Raw genomic sequence first — 15,741 nt, forward strand, 5'->3', positions numbered from 1 at the left:
AAACGTAATCGTTTGGCGGCGGTTCAGCAGACCGCCGCTACATAAAAACAAAGCCAGGGCGTAACTCAATGAGTGCTAGCAATCCAACCTTGATCACGTTCGTGATCTACATCGCAGCAATGGTGCTGATCGGCTTCATGGCCTATCGCTCCACCAACAACCTATCCGACTACATTCTGGGTGGCCGTAGCCTGGGCAGCGTCGTGACCGCGCTCTCCGCCGGCGCTTCCGACATGAGTGGCTGGTTGTTGATGGGCCTGCCGGGCGCCATCTACATGTCTGGCCTGTCTGAAAGCTGGATCGCCATCGGCCTGGTCATCGGTGCCTACCTGAACTGGCTGTTTGTAGCCGGTCGTCTGCGAGTACAGACCGAGCACAACGGTGACGCGCTGACACTGCCGGACTACTTCTCCAGCCGTTTTGAAGACAAGAGCGGCTTGCTGCGCATTATCTCGGCCGTCGTGATCCTGGTGTTCTTCACCATCTATTGCGCCTCCGGCATCGTGGCGGGCGCTCGTCTGTTCGAAAGCACCTTCGGCATGTCCTACGAGACCGCGCTGTGGGCCGGTGCTGCGGCAACGATTGCCTACACCTTCGTGGGTGGTTTCCTGGCGGTGAGCTGGACTGACACCGTACAAGCCACGCTGATGATCTTCGCCCTGTTGCTGACGCCGATCATCGTGCTGCTGGCCACCGGTGGCGTCGACACCACGTTCCTGGCGATCGAAGCGCAGAACCCCGACAACTTCAACATGCTCAAGGGCACGACGTTCATCGGCATCATCTCGCTGATGGGCTGGGGCCTGGGTTACTTCGGTCAGCCGCACATCCTGGCGCGCTTCATGGCGGCGGATTCGGTGAAATCGATTGCCAACGCCCGTCGTATTTCCATGACCTGGATGATCCTGTGCCTGGGCGGTACCGTTGCAGTCGGCTTCTTCGGCATTGCTTACTTCTCGGCGAATCCGGCCGTGGCGATGCCGGTCAGTGAGAACCACGAGCGTGTGTTCATCGAACTGGCCAAGATCCTGTTCAACCCATGGATCGCCGGTGTGCTGCTGTCGGCCATTCTGGCTGCCGTGATGAGCACCCTGAGCTGCCAGTTGCTGGTGTGCTCGAGCGCCCTGACCGAAGACTTCTACAAGGCTTTCCTGCGCAAGAACGCTTCCCAGCTTGAGCTGGTGTGGATCGGTCGTGCCATGGTGCTGGCCGTAGCACTGGTTGCCATCGTGATGGCCGCCAACCCGGAAAACCGTGTACTGGGTCTGGTCAGCTACGCCTGGGCCGGCTTCGGTGCTGCCTTCGGTCCGGTTGTACTGATCTCGGTACTGTGGAAAGGCATGACCCGTAACGGCGCTCTGGCCGGTATCGTGGTCGGTGCTCTCACCGTGATCGTCTGGAAGCATTTCGAACTGCTGGGCCTGTACGAAATCATCCCGGGCTTCATCTTCGCCAGCCTGGCCATTTTCCTGGTCAGCAAGATGGGTGAGCCAACGGCCGGCATGCTGCAGCGTTTCGCCGCCGCCGAGAAAGATTTCCACCTGAACAAGTGATTGCCAGGGCAAATGTTCTGATCAATCACTGACAAAAGAACGGCTCGCAGCCAACTGGATGCGGGCCGTTTTTTTGTGCCAGCTCCGCCCGACGGATACCGGCATGGGCGGCGTCCCGGGGCCCGCTCGGCTGTGAACCCCTGACGCTGGGCGCGGTACAGGGTAAACTTCGCCTCCTTCGCAGGAGCAGCCATGAATTATCGTCACGCCTTCCACGCCGGCAATCACGCCGACGTGTTCAAACACCTGACCTTGACCCGCCTCATCGCCCTGATGTCGCGCAAGGAACAGCCGTTTGCCTATCTCGACACCCACGCCGGCATTGGTCTGTATGACCTGCAAGGCGACCAGGCCAGCCGTACCGGTGAATACCTGGAAGGTATCGCACGCTTGTGGGGCGAGCCGGATCTGCCGCTGCTGACGGCGGACTACATGCAGGTGCTGCATGAAATGAACCCGGATGGCCAGTTGCGCTACTACCCTGGTTCGCCAGAGCTGGCACGACGCCTGACTCGCCCGCAAGACAGGGTACTGCTCAACGAGAAACATCCGGAAGACGGCTTGCTGCTCAAGGACAATATGAAGGGCGATCGCCGGGTCAAGGTGCACCTTGGCGAAGGCTGGCATGTCCCGCGTGCGTTGTTGCCGGTACCCGAGAAGCGTGGGTTGATGCTGATCGATCCGCCGTTCGAGAAGCTCGATGAGATGCAGCGCTGCGCCGCCTCCCTCAAAGAGGCGATTGGCCGGATGCGGCAATCCGTGGTAGCGATCTGGTACCCGGTCAAGGACCAGCGCCTGTTGCGTCGCTTCTATCAGGACCTGGCCGGTACGGGCGCGCCGAAGCTGTTGCGCGTGGAACTGCTGGTGCATCCGCTGGATACGCCCAACAGCCTGAATGGCTCCGGGATGGCCATTGCCAATCCTCCGTGGGGGCTGGAAGAGGAGCTGCGGGAGCTGCTGCCCTGGCTGGCGCAGAAGCTTGGCCAGACCCAGGGTGGGTGGCAGATGGATTGGTTGATCGAAGAGCAGCGATAAGCTTCAAGCTGCAAGTTAAATGCGGGGGAGCATCACGCTTGCAGCTTGAGGCTTGCAGCGTATAGCTGTTTATATCGGACAGGTCACGCCTGTACCGCCAATCCCGCAATACCCCTCGGGGTTCTTCGCCAGGTACTGCTGGTGGTAGGCCTCGGCGTAGTAGAAGGTCGGGGCTTCTTCGATCTCGGTGGTGATGCTGCCCAGGCCGGCCTTGGTCAGTTCCGCCTGGAACACCGCCTCACTGGCTTTCGCCTCTTCCAGTTGCTCAGGTTTGACGGCATAGATCACCGAGCGGTACTGGGTGCCGATGTCGTTGCCCTGGCGCATGCCCTGCGTCGGGTTGTGCAGCTCCCAGAACATGGCCAGCAGTTCCTTGTAGCTGATCTTGTCCTGGTCATACACCACCAATACCACTTCCGTGTGGCCGGTCAGGCCCGAGCAGACTTCTTCGTAGGTCGGGTTTGGTGTAAAGCCACCGGCATAACCCACCGCCGTGCTCACGACGCCTTCGCGTTGCCAGAACTTACGTTCCGCACCCCAGAAACAGCCCAGGCCGAAGATCGCGAACTCCACATTGCCAATGAATGGACCGAGCATGTACTGGTCCTTATTGACGAAGTGTTTCTCCGGCACGGTCATCGGGGATTCGCGGCCAGGCAGAGCTTGTTCTTTAGTAGGGAGCACGTTTTTGTTCACCAGAATTTCCGAACGCAAGACCATGATCGGTCCTCCAGTCAGGTTGGGGATGTCGATTAAGTAGAGTGTCAGTGTGCCCGAGTGTTACAGCGCTGTCAGGCGTTTGGGCCGCGTGGATAGCGTTTGAGCTTCTCGATCAGATCAAAGCCCGGGATCGGTCGGTCGAATAGGTAGCCCTGGCCGACGTCGCAGCGGTGGCGACGCAGGAACGCCAGCTGTTCGGCGGTCTCGATGCCTTCGGCAACCACTTTGAGCTTCAGGTTATGGGCCATGGCGATCACGGCCGAGGTGATTTCCATGTCGTCCTGGTTGTCCGGGATTTCATGAATGAAGCTGCGATCGATCTTGATGATGTCGATCGGGAATTTCTTCAGGTAGCTGAGCGACGAGTAGCCGGTGCCGAAGTCGTCCATGGCCAGGGTAAGGCCCAGGCGCTTGAGTTGGTCGAGTTGCAAGTGCGTGTCTTCGGTGGCCTCCAGCAGCAGGCCTTCCGTCAGTTCCAGCTCCAGCAGTTGGGCGGGCAGTTGTTCGTCCTTGAGAATGCCGGCGATCGACGACACCAGGTCCGGGTCGGAGAATTGCTTGGGTGACAGGTTGATCGCCACCTGCAGGTTGCCCAGGCCGGCAGCGGTCAGGGCTTTGCTCATGCGGCAGGCTTGTCGGGCGATCCATTTGCCGATGGGGATGATCAGTCCGGTCTCTTCGGCGACGCTGATGAACTGATCCGGACGAATCATGCCCTTTTCTGGATGGTCCCACCGCAACAGCGCCTCCATCCCCAGCAAGCGGCCAGTGCGCAGGCACAGCTTGGGCTGGTAGAACACGTCCAGTTCATTTTGCGTCAGGGCGCGGCGCAGGTTGTTTTCCACGAACAGCTTGTAACTGGCCTCGGCGTTCAGCGCTTCGGTGAAGACCTGGACCTGATGCTTGCCATTGGCCTTGGCCTTGTGCAGGGCCAGCCCGGCATTGCGCATCAGGGTCTGTGGGTCGCGGCCGTGCAAAGGCGCGCAGGCCACGCCCACGGAGCCGGTAACGCTGATCAACTGGTTGTCGACGAACATCGGTTTATCCAGCGTCATCAGCAGTTGGCTGGCAATTTGTTGGCCGGCATTCAGGTGGGTGTCGTCCAGTAGTACCGCAAACTCATTGCTGGCGAAACGCGCCAGGCTGCCACTCGGGCTCAGGCTGTTGCGCAAGCGTCGGGCCAGGCTGATCAGCAACTTGTCGCCGGTCTGGTGGCCGAGGCTGTCGTTGATCCGCTTGAAGTTGTCGATGTCCACCAGCAACAGGCAGATCGGGCTGTCGCTGTCGCGGGCAAAACGCTCGTCGAGGTTGCGAATGAACGCCGGGCGATTGCCCAGGTTGGTCAGGTTGTCAGTGTAGGCCAGGCGCTCGATGCGTTGTTGAGCGAGCTTGGTCTGGGTGATGTCTTCGTAGATGCCGATGTAGTGGGTCAGCTCGCGGTTGTCACCGTACACCTTGGAGATCGACAGCTGGCCCCAATAGGGTTCCAGGTTCTTGCGCCGGCTTCTGAACTCGCCTTGCCAGCTGTTGCTCTTGGCCAGGCTCGAGGGCGCGTCGAACAGCAGTTCGCTGAGGTTTTCCAGCGCCGGCAGTTCCGACAGACGATGGCCGTGGACTTCTTCGGTGCTGTACTGGGTGATGGCCGTGAAGCTTGGGTTGACGTACTCGACCACGCCGTCGCGGTTGACCAGCAAAAAGGCGTTGGCGCTCTGCTCCACCGCACGCTGGAACAGGTGCAAGGCGCTGGTGGCCTTGCGGCGATTGTGGTTGTTGATGACTTGGGCGAACTGGTCGGCCAACTCCCCGGCGAAGGCAATCTCGTCCGATTGCCAGGCGCGGGTCACGCCGGTCTGTTCCAGGCAGAGCACGCCCACCACGTGGCCGTCGACGCGGATGCTGGCGTCGAGCATGGCGTTGACGTCGCGCGGGCGCAGGCTCTCGGCCATTTCCCGGGTGCGTGGGTCGTGCATCGCATTATGAGCGTCAATGGCGCGGCAGGTGTGCAGGGCTTCCAGATAATCAGGGCAGTCGCTGACGTCGATCGCCTCGGGTAGCCGGTACTCCTGGGAGGCGCGGTGGTAGGCGGAAACCGCTACCAAGTGCTGGCCTTCAAGGTTCCACAGGCTTGCGCTGTCGATCTGGTAGATGTCGCAGGCACTGCGGGTGATCAGTTGGGCCGCTTCCTGCAGCGAATTGCCGCTGCTGTAGCGCTGGCGTGTGAGCAGCAGGATCAAGTCCTGCTGGGCGCGTACGCGCTCCAGGTGCAGCAGTTGCTCCTGCTGGGCGCGCTGGTTCAGTTCCAGGGCGATTTGCAGGCGCGAGTTCTGGGTTTCCAGGTCGAGTGCCGACAGTAGCGTATCGTTTTCGAACAGGCCGTCGACCACCAGCAGATAGCCGCGTAGCAGGTGACGATTGTGCTGTTTGTAGGCTTCACCCAGTTCAAGCAGGCTCAGGGAGCCCTGGGCGGTGTGGAGGGTGTACCGGATCAGGTAATGGGGGCTTTGTGTCAGTTGCTGCTGGATGGTGTCGTGCAATTGATAGCGGGCTTCGGGCTCCATCAGGCTCGCGTAGGGCGAGCCAACCAGAGCGCAGAGCTCGACAGCGGGCAAGCCGAACTGGCGTTCGCAGTTGGGGTCGAGAAACAGCAGGGCCCAGCTTGCTTCATTCAGCCGTTCGAAACGCAGCATGCCGAGCCGCGAGGGCACTGGCAACTGCGTCACTACCTCGGCCACCATACGGCTGGCGGCATCGGGATGGCTTTTCATGAAAGAAACTCGCTTCGAAAGTGCTGAACGCGCCGGGCTCACGCCCTCTTAACTGCTGCCTGCGGCAAGGTTGCATCATGGCGCAGTGACTGACAAGTGAGGATCAAGGCTAAGTGCTATGAGAGCGTATCGGCAGGAAGAAGGGTTTCTGCAGTAAACAACTGAAACCCTTGCCGCCTGTGAGGGTGTTTGCTTTTGTGGCAGGCGTGCCAGCGACAGGCATCCTGTTGGTCATCGTGCCGGATGGGTCTCTTCAACGACGCACGCAATGTCTCTCCGGTCGCTACGACAGGTTGTTGTGCAGTGGGATGTGTGCTGATTGCAAGACCTTGCCGTTCGGGTCGTAGTAGTCCACTTGGATCTGTTCTGTGCCGACAATCATGTGGGCAAAGTTGTCCTGGCTGACCACTGCACTCGTTAACTGGAGGTGATAGTCACCCGTAGGAGTTTGCATCAGGGGGCGGTCCAGGATGAATGTCGACGCTTTGGCGTAGGGCAGCCATGCGCTGTTGCACAGCGGGGAGGACACGAGGGTGTGTACTTCGAAGTCGGGGTCCTGGCTGTGACGCAGGCGGCAGGTGAGTGAGCCGTGAACGTCACCGGTTATGAACACCACGTTCTTGATCTTGTTGTGGCGGATGGTTTCCAGGATGCGCAGGCGTTGCTCGGGGAAGCCTTTCCAGGCGTCGTTGTCCTGGCTTTTGCTGTCGGGGTAGAGCATGACGCTGGTCACCACGAATTTGACGCGCGCCGGGCTGTTGATCAGCCACTCGAGCAGGGAGTGTTCCTGTTCCGTGTCGAGGATGCGACGATCGTCGGCTGAGAGATTGCGACGGGTTCGGCTGTCGGTCACGAACCACTCGAGGTCTCCCTGCGAGAATTGATACCAATAGTGCTTCAGCGTTCGGTCTGGTTGTCCGTCGGGCGTCAGTTCATGAACGGGACTATGGCTGGCTTGATAGATTTCATACGCGGTTATTGCATTACGATAAAGCGTTGTATCGTTGTTGGCCTTGGCTGGCCAGTTATCTTCTATTTCGTGGTCGTCCAGAATCATGTATGTCGGGAGTGAGGCCATTAATTCCTGGATGTGCGGCTGAGAAAAGGCTGCTCGATACTTGCTAAGTATGTCTTTGTATTCACGGTCTGGCGCAACAATGTTCATGTCGTCTACATAAACCTGATCGCCTGTCATGATAAAGGCGCTGGCAGGTGGCGAGGACTTTTGTGCCAGGCGGTAGACGGCCGAGTAGATCTTATCGCCCTTTGATGGCAATGACGGGATGCCTAGCGTCATGCGTAAATAGCGACAAGAGCCAACCATGTAGCTTCGAGGTGTGGTGGCTTGACTGGAAGTGGTACGAAAGCGGTAGATCTCTGTGGGCCATTGCAGTGGCAGCTCCTTCAGGGTTTCCTGGGAGTGTGTCGCACTGCCGGTAGTGAACCAGCCGGCCTGATATTCATACTGAGTATCGCTGGACAGGTTGTTGAGTGCGATGACATTCGACATGTCGCGAAGGGGTGTCAAGGCAGTAAACAATGAGTTGGACCAATCGGTATCACCCGCGCGGCGATAACGTATTCCAGCAAATGCCGGGTTATTCTTTTTCAGGTTCCCACGGAGGAATATACGTGTGTGATTAGTTGTTGTATGGCCAATAATCGGGCCGACGCTAAGTTTGAACATTTTCGAGTCCGTTCGCAATGTAACTGTGAAAGTCAGTATGTTTTGGCAAAGCACTTAGTGTGTTTTGTCGAACTTATCCTATTGCTCGCAAGGCGATAAATATTGATGGATAAGCAGACTGCAGGTGTGGGCTGAGTAAACTGTCGATGTGGTACCGATTATTTTTTGTTTGTAGGCAGGGGGCATGCTTTCAACGAGTGTTGAAGACAGTGCTAGGTGGCGGGCTGTTTTGCGGGCAAAAAAAGCCCCGCCAAATTGGCGGGGTTGAGGTACGAGCGTGGCGCTCGGAAAACGTGGAACGCGAGTGGCCCTCCGTTGAGGGAGGGCCGCCCGGTCTTACAGCAGGATAGTGCGGATGTCGCCCAGCAGGTCGCTCAGACGCTTGGTGAAACGGGCCGCAGCGGCGCCGTTGATCACACGGTGGTCGTAGGACAGTGATAGCGGCAGCATCAGTTTCGGCTGGAAGGCTTTACCGTCCCAGACAGGCTGGATGGTTGCCTTGGAAACACCGAGGATCGCCACTTCCGGCGCGTTGACGATCGGCGTGAAGCCGGTGCCGCCAATGTGGCCGAGGCTGGAGATCGTGAAGCAGGCGCCTTGCATGTCGTCAGCGGTGAGCTTTTTGTCGCGGGCTTTGGCTGCCAGCGCGGCGGCTTCGGCTGCCAGTTGCAACAGGCTCTTCTGGTCGACGTTCTTGATGACCGGTACCAGCAGGCCATCCGGGGTGTCGACCGCGAAGCCGATGTTCACGTACTTCTTGCGGATGATCGCCTTGCCGCTTGGCGCCAGCGAACTGTTGAAGTCCGGCAGTTCCTTGAGCAGGTGCGCGCACGACTTGAGCAGCAGCGGCAGGATGGTCAGCTTGACGCCAGCCTTCTCTGCAACGGCTTTCTGAGCGATGCGGAACGCTTCCAGCTCGGTGATATCAGCCGAGTCGAACTGAGTCACGTGCGGGATGTTCAACCAGCTGCGATGCAGGCTCGACGCGCCGATCTGCATCAGGCGGGTCATCGGCACTTCTTCGGTTTCACCGAAGCGGCTGAAATCCACGACCGGAATCGGTGGAATACCGGCACCGCCGGTTGCGCCTGCAGCCGGAGCTTCTTTGGCCTTTTGCATCATGGCTTTGACGTAAACCTGTACGTCTTCCTTGAGCACACGGCCGTGTGGGCCGCTTGGGCTCACTGCATTCAGCTCGACGCCGAACTCGCGGGCCAGCTGGCGTACTGCCGGGCCTGCATGCACCTTGGCGCCGCTTGGCGCAGGTGCTGCAACCGGGGCTGGCGCAGCCTCGGCTTTGACAGCCGGGGCTGGTGCAGCAGCCGGTGCCGCCGCTGGCGCGGGAGCCGCCGCTTGTGCTGGCGCAGCCGGTGCCGCAGCGCCCGCCACTTTCAACTTGAGGATAAAGTCGCCAGTGCCGACTTCGTCTTCGAGTTTGACCGCGATGCTTTCCACCACGCCGGCAGCCGGCGAAGGGATTTCCATGCTGGCCTTGTCGGATTCCAGGGTGATCAGCGATTGATCAGCCTCGACGGTGTCGCCGACCTTGACCAGCAGCTCGATGATCTTGGCCTTGCCCGACGAGCCGATATCCGGGACGTGGATGTCCTGAATGGTGGCAGCAGCAGGTGCCGCAGCTGGCGCTGGGGCAGCAGCCGGTGCTGGCGCAGCAGCAGGAGCCGCGGCGGCCGGAGCAGGAGCAGCGGCTGGCGCCGCGGGTGCCGCAGCGGCACCCTCGACTTCCAGTTCCATCAGTTCGTCGCCTTCTTTCAGGCGATCGCCCAGCTTCACTTTCAGGCTCTTGATGACGCCGGCCTTGGGGGCCGGAATCTCCATGCTCGCCTTGTCCGACTCAAGTGTCAGCAGGCTCTGGTCAGCTTCGATGCGATCACCGACCTTGACCATCAGTTCAATTACTTCACCTTCACCGCTGCCGATGTCAGGTACGCGAATGAGTTCGCTCACAGAGTCTCTCCTCAGCAGTCCAGTGGGTTGCGTTTTTCCGGGTTGATACCGAACTTGGCGATGGCTTCAGCCACGACCTTAGGTTCGATGTCACCACGGTCAGCCAGTGCTTCAAGGGCTGCCAACACCACGAAATGACGGTCGACTTCGAAGAAATGACGCAGTTTCTTGCGGCTGTCGCTGCGGCCGAAACCGTCGGTGCCCAGGACTTTGAATTCCTTGGACGGTACCCACTGACGGATCTGCTCGGCGAACAGTTTCATGTAGTCGGTAGAGGCAATGACCGGGCCTTTACGGCCGTTCAGGCACTCTTCAACGTAGCTCAACTTAGGCTTCTGGCCCGGGTGCAGACGGTTGGTGCGCTCAACGGCCAGGCCGTCGCGACGCAGTTCGTTGAAGCTGGTAACGCTCCAGACGTCAGCGCCGACGTTGAACTCTTCACGCAGAATCTTCGCCGCTTCACGGACTTCACGCAGGATGGTGCCGGAGCCCATCAGCTGAACGTGGTGCGCCGCTTCGCGGGTGTCTTCTTCGAGCAGGTACATGCCTTTCTTGATGCCTTCCTCGGCACCGGCCGGCATGGCTGGCTGCTGGTACGACTCGTTCATCACGGTGATGTAGTAGAAGACGTCCTGTTGCTCTTCGGTCATCTTCTGCATGCCGTCCTGAATGATCACCGCCAGCTCGTAGCCGTAGGTCGGATCGTAGGTGCGGCAGTTCGGGATGGTGGAAGCCAGCAGGTGGCTGTGACCGTCTTCGTGTTGCAGGCCTTCACCGTTCAGGGTGGTACGGCCGGCGGTGCCGCCGATCAGGAAGCCACGGGTACGGCTGTCGCCAGCGGCCCAGGCCAGGTCGCCGATACGCTGGAAGCCGAACATCGAGTAGAAGATGTAGAACGGTAGCATCGGCTGGTTGTGGCTGGAGTACGAAGTACCGGCCGCGATGAAGGAGCTCATGGCGCCCGCTTCGTTGATGCCTTCTTCGAGGATCTGGCCCTTCTGGTCTTCCTTGTAGAACATCACCTGGTCTTTATCGACTGGCTCGTAGAGCTGGCCAACGGACGAGTAGATGCCCAACTGACGGAACATGCCTTCCATACCGAAGGTACGGGCTTCGTCCGGGATGATCGGAACGATGCGCGGGCCGATTTCCTTGTCCTTGACCAGTTGCGCGAGGATTCGCACGAAGGCCATGGTGGTGGAGATTTCACGGTCGCCCGAGCCGTCCAGGATTGCCTTGAGGGTGTCCAGTGGCGGGGTCGGGATGCTGAAGCTCTTGGCGCGACGCTGAGGCACGAAGCCGCCCAGTGCGGTACGGCGCTCGCTCAGGTAGCGGGCTTCGGCGCTGCCTTCTTCCGGTTTGAAGAACGGCAGGTTTTCGAGTTCGTCGTCTTTGACCGGGATGTCGAAACGATCGCGGAACAACTTCAGGCTGTCGACATCGACCTTCTTGGTGTTGTGCGCGGTGTTCTTCGCTTCGCCTGCACCGGTGCCATAACCCTTGATGGTCTTGGCCAGGATGACGGTCGGTTGTTCTTTGTGGTTGACCGCTTCGTGGTAGGCCGCGTAGACCTTGTACGGGTCGTGGCCGCCACGGTTGAGTTTCCAGATCTCGTCGTCGGACAGGTCTTCAACCATCGCCTTGAGTTCCGGCGTGTTGAAGAAGTGCTCACGTACGAACGCGCCGTCTTTGGCTTTGTAGTTCTGGTACTCGCCGTCGATGACTTCGTCCATGCGACGTTGCAGGATGCCGTCGACGTCCTTGGCCAGCAGAGGGTCCCAGAAACGGCCCCAGATGACTTTGGTCACGTTCCACTGTGCACCGCGGAATACGCCTTCGAGTTCCTGGATGATCTTGCCGTTGCCGCGAACCGGGCCGTCGAGGCGCTGCAGGTTGCAGTTGATGACGAAGATCAGGTTGTCCAGCTTCTCGCGGCCGGCCAGGGAGATCGCGCCCAGGGATTCCGGCTCGTCGCACTCGCCGTCGCCCAGGAAGCACCAGACTTTCTGTTTGCCTGGCTGGATGAAGCCACGGTGTTCCAGGTACTTCATGAAACGTGCCTGGTAGATCGCCTGGATCGGGCCCAGACCCATGGATACGGTCGGGAACTGCCAGAAGTCAGGCATCAGCCAAGGGTGCGGATAGGACGACAAGCCCTGGCCGTCGACTTCCTGGCGGAAGTTGTTCATCTGGTCTTCGGTAATGCGGCCTTCCATGAACGCACGGGCGTAAACGCCTGGCGAGGTGTGGCCCTGGAAGTAGATCAGGTCGCCGCCGTGTTCGTCGGTCGGGGCCTGGAAGAAGTAGTTGAAGCCGATGTCATACAGGGTTGCGCTGGAGGCGAAGCTGGAGATGTGACCGCCCAGGTCAGAATCTTTCAGGTTCGTACGCATCACCATGGCCATCGCGTTCCAGCGTACCAACGAGCGAATGCGGCGTTCCATGAACAGGTCGCCAGGCATGCGTGCTTCGTGGGTCACGGGGATGGTGTTGCGGTACGGCGTGGTGATGGCGTAAGGGAGCTGCGAGCCGCTGCGGGTCGCAAGTTCGCCCATACGGGTCATCAGATAGTGAGCACGGTCTTCGCCTTCTTTGTCGAGAACCGATTCCAGGGCGTCCAGCCATTCCTGGGTTTCGACGGGATCGAGGTCTTGCATGGCTTGCTCCAGGGCGGAAAGGCTACCAGAATCGGTTGCCTGAGTTAGCGACTGGCCTTGTGGGCAGACGTTATGAATTCTTGGATTGCCGGTAGGTTGACTCGGCGGCGTGTAGTTTTACTACAAATCGTCGGCCATTTCAGCCTTTCGAATGTATATACGAGTAGTAAAACTACAGAAGTACGGCTTGTGGCCTCCTGTTTCGTTGTGAGAATAATCGTTACTCTTGGTCTTTAGCCAACCAGAAAAGGTAAAAGCTTGATGCTGGCTACCAAAAAAACAGAAATTTCAGCTATTTCTAACTTTTGTTCGACAGTCCTTTGCGTAGTGCATTTGATGCGATCACTACAGACCGCCCCTTCTACGCCGATCAAGGATAGACCATGAGCCTCCCTTCGCTTGCCCCGCTGCCCGCCATTCTCCTGCCGTTTGTCAGCCGCGCCGAGCAATCCTTTCGCGCCGCCGTCGCCGCGCTGGATGACGACCATGGCTTGTCTTCCTGGGCGCCTGAACGCTGGGCGGACTTCGCCCGGGTAACGGCCGCCAGCGACTTTGTCATTGAACAGTGCGTGCGTGATCCCTTGATGCTGCTCACGCTTGTGCAGTCCGGGGAGCTGGATCGCGCCTTCGCCCCTGGCGAGTTGTGCGGGCAAATCGCGACGGCCACGCAAAGTGCAGCCACGGATGATGAGTTGGGCCGGGTCCTGCGTCGTCAGCGCAACCGGCAGCAGGTGCGGATTATCTGGCGTGACCTGACCCGCCAGGCCGATCTGGTCCAGACGTGCCGCGACCTGTCCGACATGGCCGATGCCTGTATCGATCAGGCCTATCAATGGTTGTACCAGCGCCACTGCCAGCAATTTGGTACGCCCATGGGCTGGCGCAGCGGCGAGCCGCAGCAGATGGTGATTCTCGGCATGGGCAAGCTCGGTGCGGTGGAGCTTAACCTGTCCTCCGACATCGACCTGATCTTCGCCTACCCCGAGGGTGGCGAAACGGTTGGGGTGAAGCGGGCGCTGGACAACCAGGAGTTTTTCATTCGCCTGGGCCAACGCTTGATCAAGGCGCTGGACCCGATCACCGTCGATGGTTTTGTCTTCCGCGTCGACATGCGCCTGCGCCCCTACGGTTCGTCCGGTGCACTGGTGCTCAGCTTCAATGCATTGGAACAGTATTACCAGGACCAGGGCCGCGACTGGGAACGCTACGCGATGATCAAGGCGCGGGTGGTGGCCGGTGATCAGCAGGCGGGCGCGCAGTTGCTCGACCTGCTGCGTCCCTTCGTCTATCGGCGTTACCTGGATTTCTCGGCGATTGAAGCGCTGCGCACCATGAAACAGCTGATCCAGCAGGAAGTGCGGCGCAAGGGCATGGCCGACAATATCAAGCTGGGGGCCGGCGGGATCCGGGAGGTCGAGTTTATTGCCCAGGCCTTCCAGCTGATTCACGGCGGCCGCGACCTGAGCCTGCAGCAGCGTCCTCTGTTAAAAGTCCTTGGCACGCTGGAGGGGCAGGGTTATTTGCCGCCGGCGGTCATCAGCGAACTGCGCGAGGGCTATGAGTTCCTGCGTTACACCGAGCATGCGATTCAGGCGATTGCCGACCGGCAGACGCAAATGCTCCCCGACAGCGAGCAGGACCAGGCGCGTATTGCCTTTATGCTGGGGTTCGCCAATTGGACGGCGTTCCATGAGCAACTGATGTATTGGCGCGGCCGGGTCGACTGGCACTTTCGTCAAGTGATCGCTGACCCGGATGAAGAGGACGGCGAGGAAAGCGAAGTGGTAGTCGGCGGTGAGTGGTTGCCACTCTGGGAAGAAGCCCAGGACGAGGAGGCCGCTTGCCGTCAGCTGGAAGAGGGCGGCTTTGCCGATGCCCCCAAGGCGCTCAAGGCGCTTGCCGGCCTGCGTGGCAGTCCGCAGTTGCGAGCGATGCAGCGCCTGGGGCGCGAGCGTCTCGATGCCTTTATCCCCCGTTTGCTGGCCCAGGCCGTGGAACACGCCAATCCGGACCTGGTGCTGGAGCGGGTGTTGCCTCTGGTTGAAGCGGTGGCGCGGCGCTCGGCGTATCTGGTGCTGCTCACGGAAAACCCTGGCGCGCTGCGTCGATTGCTGACCTTGTGTGCGGCCAGTCCGTGGATTGCCGAGCAGATCACTCGCTTCCCGCTGCTGCTCGACGAGTTGCTCAATGAAGGCCGGCTGTTTAAGCCACCGATGGCGCCGGAACTGGCCGCCGAACTGCGTGAGCGCCTGACGCGCATCCCCGAGGATGACCTTGAGCAGCAAATGGAAGCCTTGCGCCATTTCAAGCTGGCGCACCGCTTGCGCGTGGCGGCCTCGGAAATTGCCGGCAGCCTGCCGTTGATGAAGGTCAGCGATTACCTGACCTGGCTCGCCGAAGCGATTCTGGAGCAGGTGCTGGCGCTGGCCTGGCGGCAGACGGCAGCCAAGTATGGCGCGCCACAACGCCCCGACGGCACCCTGTGTGACCCGGGCTTTGTGATTGTCGGTTACGGCAAGGTCGGCGGGCTGGAGCTCGGGCATGGTTCGGACCTGGATCTAGTGTTTATCCACGACGCAGACCCTGTGGCCGAAACCGATGGGCCCAAACCCATCGATGGCGCGCAGTTCTTCACCCGGTTGGGCCAGCGGATCATTCATTTGCTGACCACTCAGACCAACTCCGGCCAGCTGTATGAAGTCGACATGCGCTTGCGCCCCTCGGGGGCCTCGGGGCTGCTGGTCAGCTCGCTCGGCGCGTTCGAGCGCTATCAGGAGAGCGAAGCCTGGACCTGGGAACATCAGGCGCTGGTGCGGGCGCGGGTGTTGGTGGGCAGTCAGGACGTTGGGCAATCCTTCGAGAAGGTTCGCGCCAAAGTGCTGGGACGTGCCCGGGACTTGCTCAAGCTGCGGCAGGAAGTCAGTGAGATGCGCGCCAAGATGCGCGACAACCTGGGGACCAAGAGCACCGCTGCCGGCACGGCTGCCAATGCCTTCGAAGCCACGGCGCCGTTTGATCTCAAGCAGGATGCCGGTGGTATCGTCGATATTGAATTTATGGTGCAATACGCTGCTCTGGCGTGGTCCGACGCCCACCCTTCGCTGCTGCGTTATACGGATAACATCCGCATTCTGGAGGGGCTTGAGGAGGTCGGGTTGATGCCCGCCGAAGATGCCAGCCTGCTGCGAGAGGTCTATAAAGCCTATCGCTCCGCGGCGCACCGCCAGGCTTTGCAGAATGAAGCCGGGGTGGTGCCGGGGGATCAGTTTGCCGCCGAGCGGCGTGAGATCCTGCGGATCTGGGCGTGGCTGGGTTTGAGCTGAGGAGGCGCCGTCAGGCGGGGCAAGCAAAATGCAGGA

At 60.1% G+C, this 15,741-nt stretch carries 8 protein-coding genes; 3 read left to right on the top strand and 5 right to left on the bottom strand.

Annotation, left to right across the window (positions count from 1 at the left end):
• Positions 1-68 precede the first annotated feature (68 nt).
• Both putP and CKW29_RS07985 read left to right on the top strand, forming a co-directional pair.
• On the top strand, positions 69-1,553 hold the full coding sequence (gene putP / locus CKW29_RS07980) for a sodium/proline symporter PutP (protein ID WP_095144679.1): 1,485 nt from the start codon (positions 69-71) through the stop codon (positions 1,551-1,553).
• A 192-nt stretch (positions 1,554-1,745) separates the two neighbouring features.
• Positions 1,746-2,588, top strand: coding sequence for a 23S rRNA (adenine(2030)-N(6))-methyltransferase RlmJ (locus CKW29_RS07985; protein WP_095148256.1), 843 nt, complete (start codon positions 1,746-1,748; stop codon positions 2,586-2,588).
• Between the two features lie 69 nt (positions 2,589-2,657).
• On the opposite strand, the gene msrA is transcribed toward CKW29_RS07985, so the two are convergent.
• The 5 genes from msrA to aceE form a co-directional block, all read right to left on the bottom strand.
• Positions 2,658-3,308, bottom strand: a complete 651-nt coding sequence (gene msrA, locus CKW29_RS07990; RefSeq protein WP_095148257.1) for a peptide-methionine (S)-S-oxide reductase MsrA — start codon at positions 3,306-3,308, stop codon at positions 2,658-2,660.
• 71 nt (positions 3,309-3,379) lie between these two features.
• Positions 3,380-6,073 (bottom strand): bifunctional diguanylate cyclase/phosphodiesterase, encoded by a 2,694-nt coding sequence (locus CKW29_RS07995; protein ID WP_095144687.1) that lies wholly within the window; start codon positions 6,071-6,073, stop codon positions 3,380-3,382.
• A 283-nt stretch (positions 6,074-6,356) separates the two neighbouring features.
• Positions 6,357-7,760: an alkaline phosphatase gene (locus CKW29_RS08000; protein ID WP_095148258.1), complete on the bottom strand. Its 1,404-nt coding sequence runs from the start codon at positions 7,758-7,760 to the stop codon at positions 6,357-6,359.
• A gap of 336 nt (positions 7,761-8,096) precedes the next feature.
• Positions 8,097-9,725, bottom strand: a complete 1,629-nt coding sequence (gene aceF, locus CKW29_RS08005) for a dihydrolipoyllysine-residue acetyltransferase (protein ID WP_095144689.1) — start codon at positions 9,723-9,725, stop codon at positions 8,097-8,099.
• 11 nt (positions 9,726-9,736) lie between these two features.
• On the bottom strand, positions 9,737-12,382 hold the full coding sequence (gene aceE / locus CKW29_RS08010; protein WP_095144690.1) for a pyruvate dehydrogenase (acetyl-transferring), homodimeric type: 2,646 nt from the start codon (positions 12,380-12,382) through the stop codon (positions 9,737-9,739).
• A gap of 383 nt (positions 12,383-12,765) precedes the next feature.
• On the opposite strand from aceE, the gene glnE reads away from it, so the two are divergent.
• Complete coding sequence (glnE, locus tag CKW29_RS08015) at positions 12,766-15,705, top strand: bifunctional [glutamate--ammonia ligase]-adenylyl-L-tyrosine phosphorylase/[glutamate--ammonia-ligase] adenylyltransferase (RefSeq protein WP_095148259.1); 2,940 nt, start codon at positions 12,766-12,768, stop codon at positions 15,703-15,705.
• Positions 15,706-15,741: the final 36 nt, after the last annotated feature.

Source organism: Pseudomonas sp. Irchel s3a18 (assembly GCF_900187535.1).
Taxonomy (GTDB): Bacteria; Pseudomonadota; Gammaproteobacteria; order Pseudomonadales; family Pseudomonadaceae; genus Aquipseudomonas.